This is a genomic window from Acinetobacter calcoaceticus (assembly GCF_900520355.1).
GTDB classification, from domain to species: domain Bacteria; phylum Pseudomonadota; class Gammaproteobacteria; order Pseudomonadales; family Moraxellaceae; genus Acinetobacter; species Acinetobacter calcoaceticus_C.
Genome location: NZ_LS999521.1, coordinates 2,305,987 through 2,323,419, shown reverse-complemented (window position 1 = coordinate 2,323,419; position 17,433 = coordinate 2,305,987). Strand labels below are relative to the sequence as shown.

At 39.7% G+C, this 17,433-nt stretch carries 19 protein-coding genes and 2 pseudogenes; 11 read left to right on the top strand and 10 right to left on the bottom strand.

Features of this window, described 5'->3' with window-relative positions; genetic code table 11:
* Positions 1–18: 18 nt before the first annotated feature.
* A complete protein-coding gene (locus tag AC2117_RS11160; protein ID WP_133974116.1) occupies positions 19–1,089 on the bottom strand; it encodes an alpha/beta hydrolase in 1,071 nt (356 codons plus the stop codon).
* Between the two features lie 45 nt (positions 1,090–1,134).
* Positions 1,135–1,611, bottom strand: a complete 477-nt coding sequence (locus AC2117_RS11155) for a cyclophilin-like fold protein (RefSeq protein ID WP_133974114.1) — start codon at positions 1,609–1,611, stop codon at positions 1,135–1,137.
* 285 nt (positions 1,612–1,896) lie between these two features.
* On the opposite strand from AC2117_RS11155, the gene AC2117_RS11150 reads away from it, so the two are divergent.
* A complete protein-coding gene (locus tag AC2117_RS11150; RefSeq protein ID WP_133974112.1) occupies positions 1,897–2,787 on the top strand; it encodes a LysR family transcriptional regulator in 891 nt (296 codons plus the stop codon).
* On the opposite strand, the gene AC2117_RS11145 is transcribed toward AC2117_RS11150, so the two are convergent.
* A complete protein-coding gene (locus tag AC2117_RS11145) occupies positions 2,765–3,970 on the bottom strand; it encodes an MFS transporter (RefSeq protein ID WP_133974110.1) in 1,206 nt (401 codons plus the stop codon). The two genes, AC2117_RS11150 and AC2117_RS11145, sit on opposite strands and share 23 nt — an antisense overlap.
* Before the next feature lie 261 nt (positions 3,971–4,231).
* Here AC2117_RS11145 and AC2117_RS11140 point away from each other — a divergent pair, with 261 nt between their 5' ends.
* Entirely contained in the window at positions 4,232–4,516 is a 285-nt protein-coding gene (locus AC2117_RS11140; protein WP_133974108.1) for a GNAT family N-acetyltransferase, read from the top strand.
* 110 nt (positions 4,517–4,626) lie between these two features.
* On the opposite strand, the pseudogene AC2117_RS11135 reads toward AC2117_RS11140, so the two are convergent.
* Positions 4,627–4,737 (bottom strand): annotated as a pseudogene (locus AC2117_RS11135) (hypothetical protein); the annotation flags it as partial.
* A 61-nt stretch (positions 4,738–4,798) separates the two neighbouring features.
* Here AC2117_RS11135 and AC2117_RS11130 point away from each other — a divergent pair.
* From AC2117_RS11130 to AC2117_RS11110, 5 genes are all read left to right on the top strand, one after another.
* Positions 4,799–5,458 carry an amino acid ABC transporter permease gene (locus AC2117_RS11130; RefSeq protein WP_227549193.1) on the top strand — a complete coding sequence of 220 codons (660 nt, stop codon included), beginning with the start codon at positions 4,799–4,801 and terminating at the stop codon, positions 5,456–5,458.
* Positions 5,448–6,113: an amino acid ABC transporter permease gene (locus tag AC2117_RS11125; RefSeq protein ID WP_133974104.1), complete on the top strand. Its 666-nt coding sequence runs from the start codon at positions 5,448–5,450 to the stop codon at positions 6,111–6,113. The genes AC2117_RS11130 and AC2117_RS11125 overlap by 11 nt, the downstream gene beginning before the upstream one ends.
* Before the next feature lie 2 nt (positions 6,114–6,115).
* Positions 6,116–6,847: an amino acid ABC transporter ATP-binding protein gene (locus tag AC2117_RS11120; RefSeq protein WP_004642454.1), complete on the top strand. Its 732-nt coding sequence runs from the start codon at positions 6,116–6,118 to the stop codon at positions 6,845–6,847.
* A gap of 31 nt (positions 6,848–6,878) precedes the next feature.
* On the top strand, positions 6,879–7,739 hold the full coding sequence (locus AC2117_RS11115; RefSeq protein WP_133974102.1) for a transporter substrate-binding domain-containing protein: 861 nt from the start codon (positions 6,879–6,881) through the stop codon (positions 7,737–7,739).
* Positions 7,740–7,821: 82 nt separating this feature from the next.
* A complete protein-coding gene (locus AC2117_RS11110) occupies positions 7,822–8,688 on the top strand; it encodes a cysteine ABC transporter substrate-binding protein (RefSeq protein WP_133974100.1) in 867 nt (288 codons plus the stop codon).
* Positions 8,689–8,725: 37 nt separating this feature from the next.
* Here AC2117_RS11110 and AC2117_RS11105 read toward each other — a convergent pair whose 3' ends face one another.
* Both AC2117_RS11105 and AC2117_RS11100 read right to left on the bottom strand, forming a co-directional pair.
* Complete coding sequence (locus AC2117_RS11105; protein ID WP_133974098.1) at positions 8,726–8,845, bottom strand: hypothetical protein; 120 nt, start codon at positions 8,843–8,845, stop codon at positions 8,726–8,728.
* 76 nt (positions 8,846–8,921) lie between these two features.
* Positions 8,922–9,857, bottom strand: coding sequence for a LysR family transcriptional regulator (locus tag AC2117_RS11100; protein WP_133974096.1), 936 nt, complete (start codon positions 9,855–9,857; stop codon positions 8,922–8,924).
* Positions 9,858–9,947: 90 nt separating this feature from the next.
* On the opposite strand from AC2117_RS11100, the gene AC2117_RS11095 reads away from it, so the two are divergent.
* From AC2117_RS11095 to AC2117_RS11085, 3 genes and pseudogenes are all read left to right on the top strand, one after another.
* Positions 9,948–10,589, top strand: coding sequence for an alanyl-tRNA editing protein (locus AC2117_RS11095; RefSeq protein WP_133974094.1), 642 nt, complete (start codon positions 9,948–9,950; stop codon positions 10,587–10,589).
* Positions 10,590–11,228 carry a LysE family translocator gene (locus AC2117_RS11090; RefSeq protein WP_133974092.1) on the top strand — a complete coding sequence of 213 codons (639 nt, stop codon included), beginning with the start codon at positions 10,590–10,592 and terminating at the stop codon, positions 11,226–11,228. It begins immediately after the preceding gene.
* A 115-nt stretch (positions 11,229–11,343) separates the two neighbouring features.
* Positions 11,344–11,446, top strand: a pseudogene (locus AC2117_RS11085) (hypothetical protein).
* Between the two features lie 180 nt (positions 11,447–11,626).
* Here AC2117_RS11085 and AC2117_RS11080 read toward each other — a convergent pair.
* From AC2117_RS11080 to AC2117_RS11065, 4 genes are all read right to left on the bottom strand, one after another.
* Positions 11,627–13,588: a family 2A encapsulin nanocompartment cargo protein cysteine desulfurase gene (locus AC2117_RS11080; RefSeq protein WP_133974090.1), complete on the bottom strand. Its 1,962-nt coding sequence runs from the start codon at positions 13,586–13,588 to the stop codon at positions 11,627–11,629.
* Positions 13,563–14,495 carry a family 2A encapsulin nanocompartment shell protein gene (locus AC2117_RS11075; RefSeq protein ID WP_133974088.1) on the bottom strand — a complete coding sequence of 311 codons (933 nt, stop codon included), beginning with the start codon at positions 14,493–14,495 and terminating at the stop codon, positions 13,563–13,565. Before AC2117_RS11075 ends, AC2117_RS11080 begins: the two co-directional genes overlap by 26 nt.
* Before the next feature lie 249 nt (positions 14,496–14,744).
* Positions 14,745–15,686 (bottom strand): serine O-acetyltransferase EpsC, encoded by a 942-nt coding sequence (epsC, locus tag AC2117_RS11070; RefSeq protein ID WP_133974086.1) that lies wholly within the window; start codon positions 15,684–15,686, stop codon positions 14,745–14,747.
* A gap of 18 nt (positions 15,687–15,704) precedes the next feature.
* Positions 15,705–16,214 (bottom strand): rhodanese-like domain-containing protein, encoded by a 510-nt coding sequence (locus AC2117_RS11065; protein WP_133974083.1) that lies wholly within the window; start codon positions 16,212–16,214, stop codon positions 15,705–15,707.
* 360 nt (positions 16,215–16,574) lie between these two features.
* Here AC2117_RS11065 and AC2117_RS11060 point away from each other — a divergent pair, with 360 nt between their 5' ends.
* Positions 16,575–17,393: an AraC family transcriptional regulator gene (locus AC2117_RS11060; RefSeq protein ID WP_133974081.1), complete on the top strand. Its 819-nt coding sequence runs from the start codon at positions 16,575–16,577 to the stop codon at positions 17,391–17,393.
* The last annotated feature ends 40 nt before the right edge of the window (positions 17,394–17,433 follow it).

Sequence of the window (17,433 nt, the reverse complement as noted above, 5' to 3'; positions counted from 1 at the left end):
ACCCCTATAGTTACTCAATTATTTTAAATTTTGAGTAAAGAATGAAGTTAATTTATCAAAAGGAATTAAATCAACTCGGTCATATAGATCTACATGCCCAGCACCTTTAACATAGTAAAGCTCTTTCGGTTGGCCTGCGAGTTTATAAGCTTCTTCACTAAACTCTTTTGAATGAGCCTGATCACCCGTAATAAAAAGCATTGGACGTGGTGAGATCGTCTCGATGTCATTAAATGGGTAGAAGTTCATAAATTTTACATTACTGGTTAACGTCGGGTGTGTTGTTAACAGAGGTGATGAACTTTTTGGTGTATATTCACCGCGAGGTGTACGATAGAAGTCGTAAAACTCACGTTGAATAGGGTGGGTATCTGCGGTTAACTCATGCGTAGTCCCGCTAGTATATTTTGTTTCACCGCCTTTGAACTCGACATAACGTTGCGCAGCAGCCTCAGCAATCATTTGCTTTCTTTGCTCTAATGTTTGGCCATGGCGCAGGCCATTACGGTTAGCAGCTCCCATGTCATACATACTAACTGTTGCAATTGCTTGCATTCGCGGGTCAATTTTTGCGGCACTAATGACAAAGCTTCCACTTCCGCAAATACCAAGTACACCAATACGATCACGGTTAATAAAAGATTGCGTTCCTAAATAATCTACAGCTGCACTAAAGGCTTCTGCATAAATATCTGGAGCAACTACATCTCTAGGTTGGCCTGCGCTTTCACCCCAAAATGATTGATCAATCGCCAACGTTACAAAACCTTGTTCAGCTAATTTCTGTGCATAAAGCATAGAACTTTGTTCTTTCACTGCACCCATGGGATGGCCAATAACAATTGCAGGGGCTTTAACTTTTTTATTTAAATTTTTAGGGATGACCAAGTTCCCAACAATGTCCATATTGTACTGATTTTTAAAAGTCACTTTTTGAATAGTGACTTGCTGACTTTGATAGAAATTATTTGCGCCGTTAGACATATCTGCCGCCATACCTGAGGTTGAAGAAAATAAACCAATCGTTGCAGCACAAATTGCTGCTGCCGTGTGGTTTTTGAGCTTTTTAAACAGGGGAGATGTAGTCATAAATACCTCAATTTAAACAATGTAAATGGATGCATAGATAGATGCTTATTTGATTTGGGAAATTGAAATTTTGACGGGTTGCTTTTGCTTGAATGCTTGGGGAATAGCATCAAGTTTCCCAAGAAAAATGAGACCATTAGCGTAGCCAACAGTGGAGTCTTTATAGAAAAAAGCCAGATTACCCCATGGCGCATAGTAGGTAAGGTCACCAGCTTTGCCCGCATAGCCCTGAGGCGCATTCTGGGTAGATAGCTTGTGGGGTAGATCGGCTATTTTTTCAGTAGAGTCATAATCTTTAAGGATTAATGTCAACGGAAGCTGCTTGGCAAAATCTTGAACGGTGGGTGTCATGGCTAATGTTGCAAATAGCGGTTGCTTTGATCCCTCAATATCAATACGGATTTTCATCATCGATAACCTTTGTTGATTTTTGCCACTCGGTTTTGTCGCATAACAAATCGATGTGACTGATAACAATAAAAATATACTAAGCAAACCTCGAAAAAATTTGTGATTAACCATTATTGAATAGCCTCACTTCTTTAAGAGAAAGCAAAAAAATACAGAAAAGTTATGAATAGTTAGCCTAAAGTTATGAGTAGAATTTATTAATCTCTTGTCATAATAAAATCATGCATCTTTTATGCTTAAGCTGGTCTATATCTTAATAATCACTGCTTGATAGAGATTGTAGCTAATCTTCTTTTTAATAATTAGTCTAAAAAATAAACATGGACTTATGAGTAATATTCATGAATAGTTTTATCATCTATAATGAGATTGAACTTTGAAAAGAGATAAAAGCAGATGATAAACAAAGAAAACTATAATGATCTCTATGCTTTTTTAATGGTGGCGCGAGAGGGTAGTTTTACGAAGGCTGCAGGAAAAATGGGAATATCACAGTCTGCGCTAAGCCATACCATTCGTGGTTTAGAAGAGCGTTTGGGGATGTTGCTTTTGACTCGAACCACACGTAGTGTTTCACCAACGGCAGCAGGCGAAAGATTAAAACAAACCATTAGTGCCAGCTTCGATCAGATTGATAATGAATTATCGCTTTTAACATCATTTCGGGATCAGCCTGCCGGCACAGTTCGGATTAATGCCAGTAGCCATGCAATACGGGAAGTGCTTATTCCAAAACTTGAAAAGATTGCAGGCCACTATCCTGATGTGCAAGTTGAGCTAGCTGCCAATAGCGGTATGGTGGATATTGTTGCAGAGCGATTTGATGCAGGCGTTCGTTTCGGGAGCCGCGTGGCTGATGGCATGATTGCGGTACGTATTAGCGCAGATGTCAAAATGGCAGTGATAGCAACGCCCGCATATTTTGAACAATATGGAATTCCCACAACCCCTAAAGAACTGGTCAATCATCAATGTATTGGCTTTCGTTTGACGACCCAAGGCAGTGTGTATGCATGGGAATTTGTGAAGGATGGTCAAGAAACAAAAATCAAAATCCAAGGACAATGGATATTTAATGAAAGCTACGATATTGTCGAGGCAGTTAGAGCTGGATTTGGATTGGCTTACATTCCGCAAGAGCTGATCCAACAAGATCTCGATCAAGGCAAACTTGTGCAAGTATTGGAGGAGTACAGTATCCAGTTTCCCGGATACCACCTGTACTATCCACATCGCAGACAGCTTTCGCCTGCATTAAGGTTGGTTATTGATGTGTTGCGTGAGTAGCACTTCGCCAAGTAATAAAAGCAGTAATAGCACCGAATATCAACACAATGGCGCTCATATAAAACGTAGCACTATAGCCATGTGAGTCATATAACAAGCCACCGACAGTTGCTCCTAAAGTAATTGCAAACTGGATAATCGCAACCATCAAACCACCACCAACCTCAGTATCTTGATGTAGGGTTTGTGCAAGCCATGTGTTCCATGCGACTGGTGCCGAAGTACCAATGAAACCCCATAAGCCCATTAATATGGCAACAAACCACAAATGCTCACCACCCAGCACAAAACCTCCCGCAATTATTGCCATGATGAATGGAATGAGAATGAGATAACGATAAACATGCCGATGAAGGATTAAACTAATCACAAATGTACCGATTAAACCTGCTAAACCCAGTATCAATAGTAAAATGGATAGCATTGCTGCATCGACATGAGTAATAGTTTCTAGAAATGGGCGCAAATAGGTAAATAGCGCAAATTGCCCCATAAAGAGCAATAAAATTCCTGTCATACCGTAAAATACAATTGGGCGTTTTAGTAGACCAAATGGGTTTTTAGATTTCTTGGCTGACACGATTGCTGGAAGGGCAGGCATACTTTTAAATTGCCAAATAAATGCAATGATCGCGATAGGAACGATACAGAAAAAAGCGCCACGCCAGCCAATAATTGAACCTAAAAAACTCCCTAAAGGCGCTGCAATTGTAGTGGCTAGCGCATTTCCACCATTTAGCAGGCCAAGTGCTTTTGGCACTGACAGAGGTGGGACAAGCCGCATGACAATTGAGGTCGACATCGCCCAAAAACCACCAATGACTACGCCTAAAATCGCACGACCGATCATAAACAAAATAGCAGAATGCGCAAATGTAACAACAATGCCAGAGGCAATCATGAGTAGAGTCAGTAGCAAAATGATATGACGTCGGTCCCATGTCTTAAATATACGACTAATCGACAGACTGCTAATAACAGCAAAAATACCTGAAATTGCGATTGCTTGACCGACTTGGCCTTCACTCATATTTAAGTCTGAAGAAATGGGCGTGAGTAAACTTACGGGCATGAACTCAGATGCAATTAATACCGCACAGCAGAGCGACATTACAAATACGGCACCCCAAGAAGGTGTTATATTTTCATGTGTATCTTGCTCAATTTGACCAAAAGAAGACATAAAAGTTCCAATTTCAAAGCCATTGAATGTTCATAAATAAAATGAATAAATCTGGTCAGAGAGCTTAGCAGCAATGGTTTGAGAGGATTAGGCACAGAATTACGAATAGAATTATGAGTTTTATGCATGAGTTGTATTTAAAAAGCATACAGACTCACTGCTAAAAACAGACTATTTTTTTACACGTAAATTTGTTCTTATAGTGAAAGATATATAAAGTCATTTTTAAATAAATATGAGTCGTAATACGAGGAATTCATTGTGAATGTTCAACAAAAAGATGATGCAAAACATGGCAGCTTTAGCTTACTTGATGGCGAGACCGTTGCAGGCGAAATGACTTATACATGGGCGGGCGAAAATATGTTGATTATTGATGCCACAGATGTGAATGAAAATTATCGGGGGCAAGGTGTAGGTAGACAATTACTTGATGCTTTAGTGGCTTTTGTTCGTGAAAAAGAGGTGAAGGTGATTCCACTTTGCCCATATGCAAAATCAGTATTTGATAAAGACCCAAGCATTAGCGATGTTCTTAGAAAATAACTCGTAGACTGAAGATTATTGAATGAAAGTCGGGCATTTGTGTCCGATTTTTTTATTGGTTTTTTTGAATATTATCGCCGTAGTGAATATGTTTTAAGCGGTTGCATACAGCTGGTTTCAATGTTTTCTATTGGCAGATCGAATTTATTAAAATTATAGAAAAGCTTATCTAATAAAAATAGTTTTAGACCAGTTGGGAAAAAAATAAACTCGGTACACAAATATTCGATTGCTGACTAAAGTTAGATATTTATAACGTTTTAATATTATTTGGAATTTTCCTTGAACTGGCAGTATATCCATAGTGTGTTGCCGCAATTTTTCTCTGCAACTTTGACCACGCTGAAAATTTCAATTATCAGTATTATTTTGGCCATTATTGTAGGGCTGATTTGCAGCATTTTAATCACATATCGCGTGCGGGTGCTAAATAGAATTGCCCAGTTCTATATTGAGTTATCTCGAAATACCCCTTTATTAATTCAACTGTTCTTTTTGTATTACGGTTTGCCAAAACTTGGCATCAAAATTGATGGTTTCGCTTGTGGTGTAATCGGCCTTACATTTTTAGGCGGAAGCTATATGGCGGAAGCTTTTCGGGCAGGTTTGCAATCTATTGCCATTGGGCAGATTGACTCCGCTAAAAGTATCGGTTTGCAGCCAAGTCAAATTTTTAGATATGTGATTTTTCCTCAAGCCCTTGCTATTTCAATTCCAGCAATTGGAGCAAATTGTCTATTTTTAATTAAAGAAAGTTCTGTGGTGAGTGCGATTGCTGTCGTTGAGCTGCTTTTTGTCACCAAAGACTTAATTGGCATGGATTATAAAACTACGGAAGCTTTGTTTTTACTCATCATGGCTTATCTGATTATTTTATTGCCTGTGTCTATTTTAACCAGCTATCTGGAGCACAGAAGTCGGAAGGTGAGCCATGGAACTTGATTATTTATTTCAGGCGAGTCACCTCGAACGTTTAATGTGGGGACTCTGGGCAACCGCAAAAATTGCATTTATTTCAGTGTTTTTCTCTGCAATTTTTGGCACAGTTTTCGGCGTCATTATGACCTCTAAAAATATAGCGGTTAAATCGCTGTGCCGCCTGTATTTAGAAGCCATTCGAATCATTCCAATTTTAGTTTTGCTGTTTGTCTTTTATTTCGGCTTTGCGACATGGTTTAACTGGCAGTTTTCTGCGATGTGGGTATGCGTTGTTGTATTTGTTTTGTGGGGGACGGCTGAAATGGGTGATTTGGTTCGTGCGGCAATTACCTCAATTGATCAGCATCAACGCGATTCGGCCTATGCGCTCGGACTGACTCATGTTCAAGCATTGGTCTACGTTATTTTTCCGCAAAGTCTAAAACGTGTAACACCAGGCGCAATTAATTTATTTACCCGAATGGTGAAAACCAGCTCTTTGGCAGTTCTGATTGGGGTGGTTGAGGTCATTAAGGTGGGCCAGCAAATTATTGAAAATTCGCTACTGACTGTGCCGAGCGCCTCGCTTTGGATTTATGGCTTTATTTTTATTTTGTATTTTCTGATTTGCTATCCCTTATCTCGTTTGGCGGCACATTTAGAAAAGGTCTGGGAGTAATTATGCCTTTGTTATCGATACAACAATTACAGAAATCATTTGCACAAAGTCATATTTTACAGGGCATTGATCTAGATGTAGAACAAGGAGAGGTGGTTGTTATTTTAGGGCCATCGGGCTGTGGTAAAAGCACCTTACTGCGCTGCATTAATGGACTAGAACCGATTCAAGGTGGTGAAATCCGTTTAACTGGTTCAGGTGTGCTCGGTAAAGATGTGGACTGGACTAATGCTCGTCAAAAAATTGGCATGGTTTTTCAGAACTATGAGTTATTTGGACATATGAATGTCATTGACAACATTTTGCTTGGACCACTCAAAGTGCAAAAACGCCGCCGTGATGAAGCTGAACAAGTTGCAGATGAGTTGTTAAAGCGAGTAGGACTCTTTGAACGAAAACTCGATTATCCGCGACAACTTTCTGGTGGACAAAAGCAGCGTATCGCCATTGTCCGTTCACTGGTCATGCAACCTAAAGTCATTTTGCTTGATGAAATTACAGCCGCACTTGACCCAGAAATGGTCAGAGAAGTGCTCGATGTAGTTTTGAAACTAGCCAATGAGGGGATGACCATGTTGATTGTGACTCATGAAATGTCCTTTGCCCGTAAGGTTGCCGACCGCATTATTTTTATGGATAAGGGCAAAATTATTGAACAAGCACCACCTGAAGAGTTTTTTGAACAGCCGAAAACAGAACGAGCTAAAACCTTTTTAAATATCTTGTCGTATTAAGTTTTTTATTATTTGAATCATGAGGAAGTGAATGTTTAAACGTAATTCAATAAAAATATTAAGCAGTATTGCTGTTGCTGGGGTGTTATTAACGGCATGTAGTAAAACGCCATCAACTGAGCAAGCAAGTAATACTCAAGAAGACCAGTCTTTAGAGCAAGTCAAAAAAAATGGGGTGTTGCGAGTTGCCGTTTTTGCTGATGATCCGCCGTTTGGTTATGTAGATAGTGCTGGCAATAATCAGGGCTTTGATGTGGCCTTAGCAAAACGAGTCACTAAAGATCTGCTCGGTGATGAAAAGAAAGTTGAGTTTATTGTGACGGAAGCTTCAAATCGGGTGGAGTTTTTAAAATCCAATCGTGCCGATGTTGTGTTTGCGACATTTACAGTAACGCCTGAACGTAAGGAGGTTGTAGATTTTGCCGAGCCTTATTTAAAAGGTGCTTTCGGGATTGTCTCGCCTAAAGCCAAACCAATTACTAACATTGCTCAATTGGAAGGTAAAACGTTAATTGTAAATAAAGGCACCAGTTCAGATACCTATTTTACGAAGCACTATCCGAAAGTGAATTTACTGAAGTTTGAAAGAAACTCGGATGCGTTCAAAGCCTTGACTGATGGTCGTGGTGACGCAATTTCACAAGATAGTACATACGCTTTGGCATGGGCTGCGAAGAACCCAAGTTATGTGGCGGGTATCCAGTCTATTGGTGATCAAGAGTTTATTGCCCCAGCAGTTAAAAAGGGTAATACCCAATTATTGAATTGGCTCAATACTGAAATTAAGCAGCTAAGAACAAGCGGTGAAATTAAGAAAATTTATGATGAAACCTTAAAACCAATTTATGGTGAATCGGTTAATCCTAATGTGTTTTTAGATGTAGGCCAATAATTTTCGATATCGCTGGAGCAGTGTCTAAAAGTAGGCACTGTGATTTTAAATAAGACTTTTACAAGAACGATAGGGTGAAATAATGACAACACTAACTTTACAAAATATAAAGCATGTCCTCGCTGCATCTTTGCTGAGTTTAGGTTTGGTTGCATGTGATAAAGGCACGCAATCTAATGAAAAAACAGCTGACAGCACTCAAACTGTGTCGAGTATTGAGCAGATTAAAAAGAATGGTGTCGTGCGTATTGGTGTATTTAGCGATAAACCGCCGTTTGGATATTTAGATGCTCAAGGTAAAAATCAGGGCTTCGATGTAGAGATTGCCAAGCATGTTGCTAAAGACTTATTGGGTGATGAAAACAAGGTAGAGTTTGTTTTAACTGAAGCTGCAAATCGTGTCGAATATTTAAAAGCCAATAAAGTGGATATTATTTTTGCAAACTTTACGGTTACACCAGAACGTAAAGAAGTAGTCGATTTTGCTAAACCTTATTTAAAAGTTGCTTTGGGTGTGGTGTCTCCTAAAACTCATCCAATTACAGATATTGCTCAACTCAAAGATAAAACTTTGTTGGTGAATAAAGGTACTACGGCTGATTCATTCTTCACCAAGACTCATCCTGAAATTAAACTGCAAAAGTATGAGCAAAACACTGAAACCTTTGATGCTTTAAAAGATGGCCGTGGTGCTGCTTTAGCACATGACAACTTGCTGGTTTTAGCTTGGGCTAAAGAAAATCCAAATTACACCGTCGGTATTACCAATTTAGGTGAGCAGGACTTAATCGCACCGGCAGTGAAAAAAGGTGACAAAGAGTTATTGGACTGGTTGAATCAAGATTTAGAGAAACTGGCAAAAGAAGGCGTGATTCATCAGGCCTATCAAAAAACTTTAAAACCAGTCTATGGCGATACGATTAATCCAAAAGATTTATTGGTTGAATAATTCTAATAAAGAGGACTCTAGATAGGATTTGCTCGAGCTAGTATTCATCTACAGCCTGCCCATAATTTATAAAGATAATGTGTTTGCAATATTTTTTATAGATGGAAACAGTGGTCAGGTTCTGTAGATGAAGAAGTTTTTTGGTTACTTTTTCCAAAAAAGTAACAGAATTAGCTGATTGCTTTAGAGATAGAAAGGTAGGATTCTATCGTTGTTAATTCCTCGATTCTATATTATTTGAACTTAAATAAAGTCGGCTCTGCTGCCAATTTATCTGCCAAATATTGAATAAATACACTTAATTTAGGCGGTACGTGGCGTGTTGGCGGATAGAGTAACCACAGCCCACCGCTGTAATAGGTCTTAAAATCCCAGTCGGGTAAAACTTGAACCAAAGTCTGTTGTTGTAAAGCATGGCGCGCAACAAAGTAGGGTAAGCTGGCTACTCCTAAATGCTGTAGGGCTGCGCTTAAACGAACACCAGTATGATTTGCAGCATAGCGGCCCCGCACGGCAACACTAATCGACTTATTCCCTTGTTGAAATTTCCATTTTGAATCACTGATTTGTTCACCCAAATAGATACATTCATGCTGTTTTAAGTCATGAGGATGGGTTGGTATGCCATGTTTTTCTAAATATTCAGGAGTAGCACAAATCAAGTGATAGATATCAATGAGTTTTCGTCCCATTAGGCCGCCAGAGGGTTGCTCTGTAATTCGAAGCGCTAAATCAACTTCATCATCAATTAAGTCAACGTAACGGTCTTCTAAAAGCATTTGAATATCAATTTTTGGATAACGTTCTAAAAACTCAGGTAAATGTGGATGAATCATAAAATGTCCAACGGCTTTTGGAACACTCAGACGAATGATTCCTTGCGGTTCAACATGAAATTGGCCCGAACTTTCCATCACTGCCTGTGCCGCATTGACCATATCTAAACAACGTTGATAGACCTGTTGACCACTTTCACTCAAACGAAGCTTTCGTGTGGTTCGATAAAGTAAGCGGGTTCCTAAAGCACGTTCTAAGCGAGCAATCGCACGGCTTATCGCAGATGGTGTAGTACCGAGTTGTCGAGCCGTTTCAGAAAAACTCCCTGACTCGACCACTTTAACGAAAGTCGCCATTTCATTTAAAAGAACTAAACTTTGATTTGTGCTCATGAGGCAAAAGTTATTTGGATTTAGAGTGGATTATCGCGTTTAAGAAATCGCAATACAATCTTTTTCATCTTAACGTGTATGTAGAAAAGTATGACGCAAGCATTGTATTTAACAGGTGCTCTTGCCGCTGAGGTTGAAGTTCTAGCGTGTAATTCTTGTGAAGATGGGCGTTTTGCCGTGCATTTATCGGCAACCCCATTTCATCCTCAAGGTGGCGGTCAACCGAGTGATACGGGCAAAATCGCAGAAGTTGATGTAGTGCATGTAGCGATTGAACAAGGGGAAATTATTCATTACTGCACACAACCTGTTGAGTTGGGAGTGGCTTTTGCACAAGTGGATGAAGCAGTACGTCATTATCATAGCCGCTTACATTCAGCAGGGCATTTGCTTGGACATGTAATGCATCTATTTGGCTGGCAAGCTGTAAAAGCACAACACTGGCCACATGATGCACGAGTTCAGTTCATTGCTTTGGATACAGCTCAGCAGTTAGATGCTCAAATGCTTGAACAGCATTGTTTACAATATATTCAGGCTAATTTACCAGCCAATCTTCAGCAACATGCAGATGGTTTTCGTGAAATCGGTTTTGGTGAGTTTTCTGCATTTCCATGTGGCGGGACTCATGTTGCAGCATTGGGGGATATTGGTTTTATAGAAATTCAGTCCTATCAGATTAAGAAAGGAAAGCTCAGTGTTAGCTATGGCGTTGCCAAGGAGACTGAATAAATGTGGCAGTTGTATGGGCATGAGTTTTTAACACTGGCACTCATTCACTTTTTGGCAGTGATTTTACCGGGACCAGATTTTGTGGTTACGGTAAGACAAAGTGTACGTTATGGCTACTTAATTGGATGTCTGACTGCGATTGGTATTGGTGTTGGAATTTCGGTTCATGTGTTTTATACGCTTGTTGGCATTGGTTTTTTGATTCAACAAAGCGAATGGCTCATGTCTCTTATCAGAACAGCGGGAGCGGCTTATTTGCTGTATTTAGGATGGCAATGTTTGCGTAGTCAGCCGAATAGCAATATTGAGATTAATGATCAAGCAGATACAGATACTCCGAGTTTATTTAAAGCCTTTACGATGGGTTTTCTCACCAATGCATTGAATCCAAAAGCCACGATCTTTTTTCTGGCGATTTTCACTACGATTGTGAGTGTAACAACCCCCATGAAAGTTCAGATCTTTTATGGTGTATGGATGTGTCTGGTTAATGCGATCTGGTTTATGGTGGTGAGTGTAATGTTTGCTCATCCAATAGTACGTAAACGATTTTTGGAGTTTGGTGTTTATTTTGAGAGGGTGATGGGGCTGTTGTTAATTGGGATTGCATTGAGATTGATTTGGGGATTGTTTGTTTAATTGCCGAGAGTATTTAGTGGGGTTGCAGAAGTACGATTTTAGATTGCTTATAGTGTTCAAGGCGGAGTCTTATCGTTTATACACCAATAGAAAGTAGCTAATTCTGTTACTTTTTTTGGAAAAAGTAACCAAAAAACTTTGTCATTTACAGAACCTGTTAACTGTTTTCATCTATCAGGAAATGTTGCGAAAACATTATTTTTATAAATTATGGGTAGGCTGTAGATGACTCTTAGCACGAGCCGAAGGCTAATCAGAAATCGAATTTAAAATAATAAGACTCCGCTACGACAATCACTTTGATTCATTCTTATTGCTGATGACCTTTTGCTCGAGAAATTTTAGTAAATAACCCATAAAAAAGACTGCTCAAAAGCAGTCTTTTTTCAAAAATAGATTTAAACAGTACGCTTATTACGTGTTAACTGGTGTAAAACAGACACCAATAAATCAATTTCTTCAGTTGTATTATAAAAAGCTAAAGACGGGCGCACGGTTTGTTCCACACCAAAACGACGTAAAATTGGCTGTGCACAGTGATGACCTGAACGTACAGCAATACCATGTTGGTTTAAAGCCTTACCAACCTGTTCAGTTGAATAACCTTGTAACGTAAACGACATGACACTGGCTTTATTGTGAGCAGTTCCGATGAGGCGTAAACCAGACACACTGCTAAGCGCATTTTGACCATATTCAAGCAAATCATGTTCATAGCTTGCAATGTTATGAATACCTAAACTTTCTACATATTCAAGTGCTGCCCCTAAACCGACTGCATCAGCAATGTTTCCAGTTCCAGCTTCAAACTTGTTTGGTGCAGGTTGGTAAACCACCTGTTCAAAGGTGACGTCCTGAATCATGTTGCCGCCACCTTCCCAAACTGGCATGGTTTCTAACAGTTCTGGTTTCGCATAGACTGCACCAATACCTGTTGGACCAAACACTTTATGCCCAGAGAACACAAAAAAGTCTGCATCAAGGGCCTGAACATCAGTGGGTATATGCGAAACAGATTGAGCGCCGTCCACTAAAACCCGTACACCTTTGGCATGGGCAATTTTAATGACTTCAGCAACAGGGGTAACTGTTCCCAAAGCATTAGACACTTGAGTAATAGACAGCAGTTTAGTGCGTTCATTAATCAGTTTTGGCAGCTCTTCTAAAATAATTTGACCCGTGTCATCAACAGGAATGACTCGTAATTTTGCTCCAGTTTTTTTAGTGAGTTGATACCAAGGCACAATATTGGCATGGTGTTCTAAGTGAGAAACAATAATTTCATCACCTTCACCAATATTTTGTTCACCCCATGTTTTTGCAATCAGGTTAATGCCTTCAGTGGTTCCTCGAACAAAGATAATTTCTTTGGAAGAGGGTGCACCAATAAAACGGGCAACTACATTTCGTGCATGTTCATAGGCGTCGGTTGCACGAGCAGCCAACTCATGTGCAGCACGGTGAATGTTCGAGTTTTCATGCTGATAAAAATAAGCAATTCGATCAATCACACGCTGCGGTTTTTGTGTAGTTGCAGCATTGTCAAACCAGACCAGTGGGCGACCATTGACGCGTTCCTGCAAAATTGGGAAATCACGACGAATGGCATGCACATCTAAGGGCTGAGCACTACTTGCTACAAAGGTAGGTTGAGATGGTTGATAGTGACTATAACTTTGCCCGCTTTGTGGTAAGTCTAAAAAGTAAAATCCAGAGCTTGGTGGGGTTTTTGCTGGTGTGTCAGCTGCAAAACGATCTTCAATGAGTAAAGACTTTAGCTGGTTGCCATGCGGCAACTGAAAAGACTGCGCAATTGAATAGTTATCTTCAACACCAGTAACAGAAGGTTCTGCTGCATTTGGAACAGAAAAATCATTTAAAAAATAATAAGGTGATTCACCAGCACCCGTCGGTAAGTTTGGTTCAATACGTGGCACATTCGGCTCACTATGAACAGCTTGTGGCAAATGTGGCTCAAATGGAGGACGAGGTAAATTTGCACCACCAACCACAGGTGCAGAAGCGACAATCCGACGTTCAGGATAGTCTGGCAAATTTGGAATATGCTCAGGATATTCCGGATTAAGACTTTTCTGAAAGGCGATATTAGGTGCGCGACCACTGAGTGCCGAAAATGGTTCACCCGGTTGTGGTGGATGTGGTGGTGTACCCACAGGTAAGTCCAGATTGAGTCCCGATGAAGAAGCCGAACTGCCTGAACTTGGCAATGCTGAAAAAAACTCATTGGCAAGACGGGCAATGGTAGATTCATCGGGGAAGTTGGATGGTGGGTGAGCACCAGCCAATTCCGACCCTGTTGGACTACCTTGCAGATTACTTGTAGTTAACTGGGTAGTCATGATATTTGTCCACCTCCACATCATCTAATACTGCCAAAGCATCATCAGTCAATACTGCAAGCGAGCAATATAAAGAGATGAGATAAGATGCAATCGCGTTACGGTTAATGCCCATAAAACGCACTGAAAGCCCCGGTGACTGTTCACCTGCAAGCCCCGGTTGGAATAAGCCGACAATACCTTGACGTTTTTCACCGACACGAAGCAGTAAGATTTTAGTTTTGCCATCTTCTACCGGAATTTTATTAGATGGAATAAGGGGAATCCCGCGCCATGTAATAAATTGTGAACCGAATAAACTCACTGTTGGAGGCGGTACGCCACGGCGTGTACATTCGCGGCCAAAAGCTGAAATCGCATCTGGATGGGCAAGAAAAAAGCCGGGTTCTTTCCAGACTTTACGTAATAAATCATCTAAATCATCTGGGGTCGGTGGGCCATTTAAAGTCGAAATACGTTGGTCATCTGTCACACTTGCCAGTAAACCGTATTCAGGGTTATTGATAAGCTCACTTTCTTGACGTTCTTTAATGGTTTCAATCGTTAAACGAAGCTGTTCTTTAATTTGATCGTGTGGGCTGCTGTAAAGGTCAGCAACACGTGTATGTACATCCAGAACAGTCGATACACCATTTAAAAAGTATTCGCGTGGCTGTGGGTCATAATCAACAAAAGTTTGAGGTAAAGTCGCTTCATCACGTTGTGTGCAAGCCACTTGAATGTCATCGGTATTATTCACACGGTTTAGACGATAAATACCTGCTTCAACAGGAAGCCATTGAAGTAAGTGAGTTAGCCATCTGGGAGTAATTGTAGAAAGTTGAGGAGCTGTCTTGGTTGCATTGGCCAGTTGGCGAGCTGCATGGTCCCCCAGCGCAAGTTGTGCTTTATCAGTATTTTTCGCCATGAATCATTTTTCCTTATTACAGTGGCTTGGTTAAATCAAAAAATTAAAAACTCTAGTGTTGCTATAAACTAGAATTAGTTCTGGTTTTAAAAATAAAAAGGTTTTATAAACTTTGAATAGTGGCTTATTAATTAAAAATCTATATTTAAAATAAAAATATATTTAAATGAGAAATAAGCATTAAATTAATTTAAGTTAGCTCTTAATATTTATTTGTCTCCTTATCTATTTATTTCACATCTATAGTTTTTAACCGGCAATATGATTTTTTTGATAAGACTCATTTGGTGACTGTAAAATCTGGCTACCTGCGGCAATACTATGTGTCAGCCAGACATTTCCCCCAATAATGGACCCTCGACCAATCGTAATACGGCCTAAAATAGTGGCACCTGCATAGATCACGACTTCATCTTCAACAATTGGATGGCGCGTATAATCTTTTTTCAAAGCACCATCATCAGTAGTTTCAAAGCGTTTTGCCCCAAGTGTTACAGCTTGATAAATACGGACACGCTCCCCAATCACACTAGTTTCCCCAATTACTACACCAGTACCATGGTCTATAAAAAAGCCCTTTCCAATTTGCGCACCTGGGTGGATATCAATTCCCGTTGCAGAGTGTGCTAACTCAGAAATAATGCGAGACAATAGTGGCACTTGGGCATAGAGCTGATGTGCAATTCGGTGATGAATAATCGCAAATATGCCCGGATAGCAGAGTAATACTTCGTCTACGCTATGTGCCGCTGGATCACCTTCGTAGGCCGCACGTACATCTCCATCTAAAAGTCGTCGTATGGAAGGCAAAGTATTAGCAAAATCTTGAACAATATTTTGAGCAAGCTCTTGTGGCTGTTGGGTTGCACTTAAATGACCCAAATGACGCTTTGCCTCATAATTTAAAGCCAGTTGTACTTGAGCATGTAATGCAGTCAGTACCCGATTTAAGGTATAGGCAATATAAGAGTCTTCAGTTTCTTGGCGTAAGTCAGCAGGACCTAAACGCATTGGAAATAAAATGCCGCAGAGATCATCTAAAATGGCTTTTAAAGCTTCTTTAGATGGAAGTTCACGGCCACCGAATTCTTTGATTCTGTGCTGTTGCTGACGCCAGTCATGCCTTGCTTGTTGTAAACCCTGTACAACAGCATTAATGTTCCATTGAGTCACAAGCTTTCCTTGATTCACTGAAAATGTGTTGAAGTTTTAGTCTTGTTGCCAAGGGAGTTGATGAATACGCCAGCCATTCTTTTGATTACGCTGCTGCTGATCGTCTAGGTCACCTTCAAAGCCTTCAAGAACGTTATAAATGTGCTCAAAACCGGCATTAAATGCGGCTTCGGCTGCGAGTGCTGAACGGTTACCACTACGACATAACAAAAGAATGGTTTTATCTTTTCCAACTTTCGATTCGAGTTCTTTTAAAAAGCGTGGATTACGATTGAAAGAGGTGCCTGTTGCCCATGCAACATGAATACTTTCAGGAATATATCCTACAAATTTGCGTTCTTCATTGGTGCGTACATCAACTAAAACAGCTTGACCATTTTGAACGAGCTGCCATGCGTCGTTGGGTGATAAACTTCCACTAAAATTAAGTTCATGCGCTTGTGCATATTGCTGTGCTTTAGAAAGAATATCTTTAGTTGAAAAGGATGTATTTGAACCATCTGAGATAAAGCTTTGAGGGGCTTCTGTATTTAATTTAGCATTCATTGAAAATATCCTTATCTTTGATTCAGATTGTTATTGTTCAATTTACGCCGTTTTAAATATAAGCAAAAATAAGGATTATCTATTTATATATAATTTTTTAATCAATAAGCCATATTTATTTTTATTAGATATTATTAATTAATCTTATTAAGTATTATGAAAATGAGATAAGGGTAAAAGATAATAATAGAGCGGTTAGTTAATATTATGTCGATAAATCAGGACCTGATATTAAAAATAAGAAAAATATTATTGACCTATATGTCTTGTGATTAACCGAATGTGTTGCAGATGAGCCAATTTGGCAATATAACTTGTATACTCAATTTTGCTTAAAAAGTATAAAATTTTGGTGAATATGTGATTGAACTGCCCAATACAAATGATTGGATTGTCAGGAACACTGATTCTAATAGTCTGGAACGAATCGAAGCATTTTTTACAGATCATGCTTACGAATCGCATCGCCATGATACATTTGCAATTGGTCGAACATTAACCGGTGTTCAAAGTTTTCATTATCGGGGAGAGATGAAACATAGCTTGCCGGGAATGACCATGGTTTTACATCCTGATGAGAAACATGATGGAGAAGCAGGTTCACAAGATGGTTTTAGATATCGGATGGTGTACGTAGAACCTGCCACACTACAAGAAATTATGAATGGCAAACCTTTACCATTTTTTGAAAATGGCTTGAGTCAGGACCCTCGCTTATTTAAGGCAACAGATGTTTTATTGCAAGGAATAGACCAACATATCGATGCTTTAGAAAACCAAGATGCTTTATATGATTTAGCAACTGCACTTTATGAAATTTCTGATAAAAAACAGAGAACGTCTCATTCGTATGACTATGTTGCAGCGGAGCGCGCTAGAGAATTTATACATGCCTCTTTGTATGAAAATATCTCTTTAGATGATATTGAAAAAAATGTTGGACGAGACCGTTGGAGCCTTTCACGCGACTTTCGACTGCTATTTGGTACAAGTCCCCATCGGTATATGACCATGCGTAGGCTGGAAGTTGTAAAGTCGTGCCTGATGTATGGCGAATCATTAACTCAAGCTTCATTAATTGCTGGATTTTTTGATCAAAGCCACATGACACGTCATTTTCTAAAAGCATTTGGCTTGACTCCAGCCAGATGGCGGATGATCAATAAGTTATCTTCCTAAACAGGTTATGTAAAAGTCAGCCTGTTTAGACTGACATAGA

What these genes read in the sequence shown, in the direction of transcription:
- AC2117_RS11160 (WP_133974116.1), bottom strand. Translation starts at nt 1,089, where the DNA reads ATGACTACATCTCCCCTGTTTAAAAAGCTCAAAAACCACACGGCAGCA.
- AC2117_RS11155 (WP_133974114.1), bottom strand. Translation starts at nt 1,611, where the DNA reads ATGGTTAATCACAAATTTTTTCGAGGTTTGCTTAGTATATTTTTATTG.
- AC2117_RS11150 (WP_133974112.1), top strand. Translation starts at nt 1,897, where the DNA reads ATGATAAACAAAGAAAACTATAATGATCTCTATGCTTTTTTAATGGTG.
- AC2117_RS11145 (WP_133974110.1), bottom strand. Translation starts at nt 3,970, where the DNA reads ATGTCTTCTTTTGGTCAAATTGAGCAAGATACACATGAAAATATAACA.
- AC2117_RS11125 (WP_133974104.1), top strand. Translation starts at nt 5,448, where the DNA reads ATGGAACTTGATTATTTATTTCAGGCGAGTCACCTCGAACGTTTAATG.
- AC2117_RS11120 (WP_004642454.1), top strand. Translation starts at nt 6,116, where the DNA reads ATGCCTTTGTTATCGATACAACAATTACAGAAATCATTTGCACAAAGT.
- AC2117_RS11115 (WP_133974102.1), top strand. Translation starts at nt 6,879, where the DNA reads ATGTTTAAACGTAATTCAATAAAAATATTAAGCAGTATTGCTGTTGCT.
- AC2117_RS11110 (WP_133974100.1), top strand. Translation starts at nt 7,822, where the DNA reads ATGACAACACTAACTTTACAAAATATAAAGCATGTCCTCGCTGCATCT.
- AC2117_RS11100 (WP_133974096.1), bottom strand. Translation starts at nt 9,857, where the DNA reads ATGAGCACAAATCAAAGTTTAGTTCTTTTAAATGAAATGGCGACTTTC.
- AC2117_RS11095 (WP_133974094.1), top strand. Translation starts at nt 9,948, where the DNA reads ATGACGCAAGCATTGTATTTAACAGGTGCTCTTGCCGCTGAGGTTGAA.
- AC2117_RS11090 (WP_133974092.1), top strand. Translation starts at nt 10,590, where the DNA reads ATGTGGCAGTTGTATGGGCATGAGTTTTTAACACTGGCACTCATTCAC.
- AC2117_RS11080 (WP_133974090.1), bottom strand. Translation starts at nt 13,588, where the DNA reads ATGACTACCCAGTTAACTACAAGTAATCTGCAAGGTAGTCCAACAGGG.
- AC2117_RS11075 (WP_133974088.1), bottom strand. Translation starts at nt 14,495, where the DNA reads ATGGCGAAAAATACTGATAAAGCACAACTTGCGCTGGGGGACCATGCA.
- AC2117_RS11065 (WP_133974083.1), bottom strand. Translation starts at nt 16,214, where the DNA reads ATGAATGCTAAATTAAATACAGAAGCCCCTCAAAGCTTTATCTCAGAT.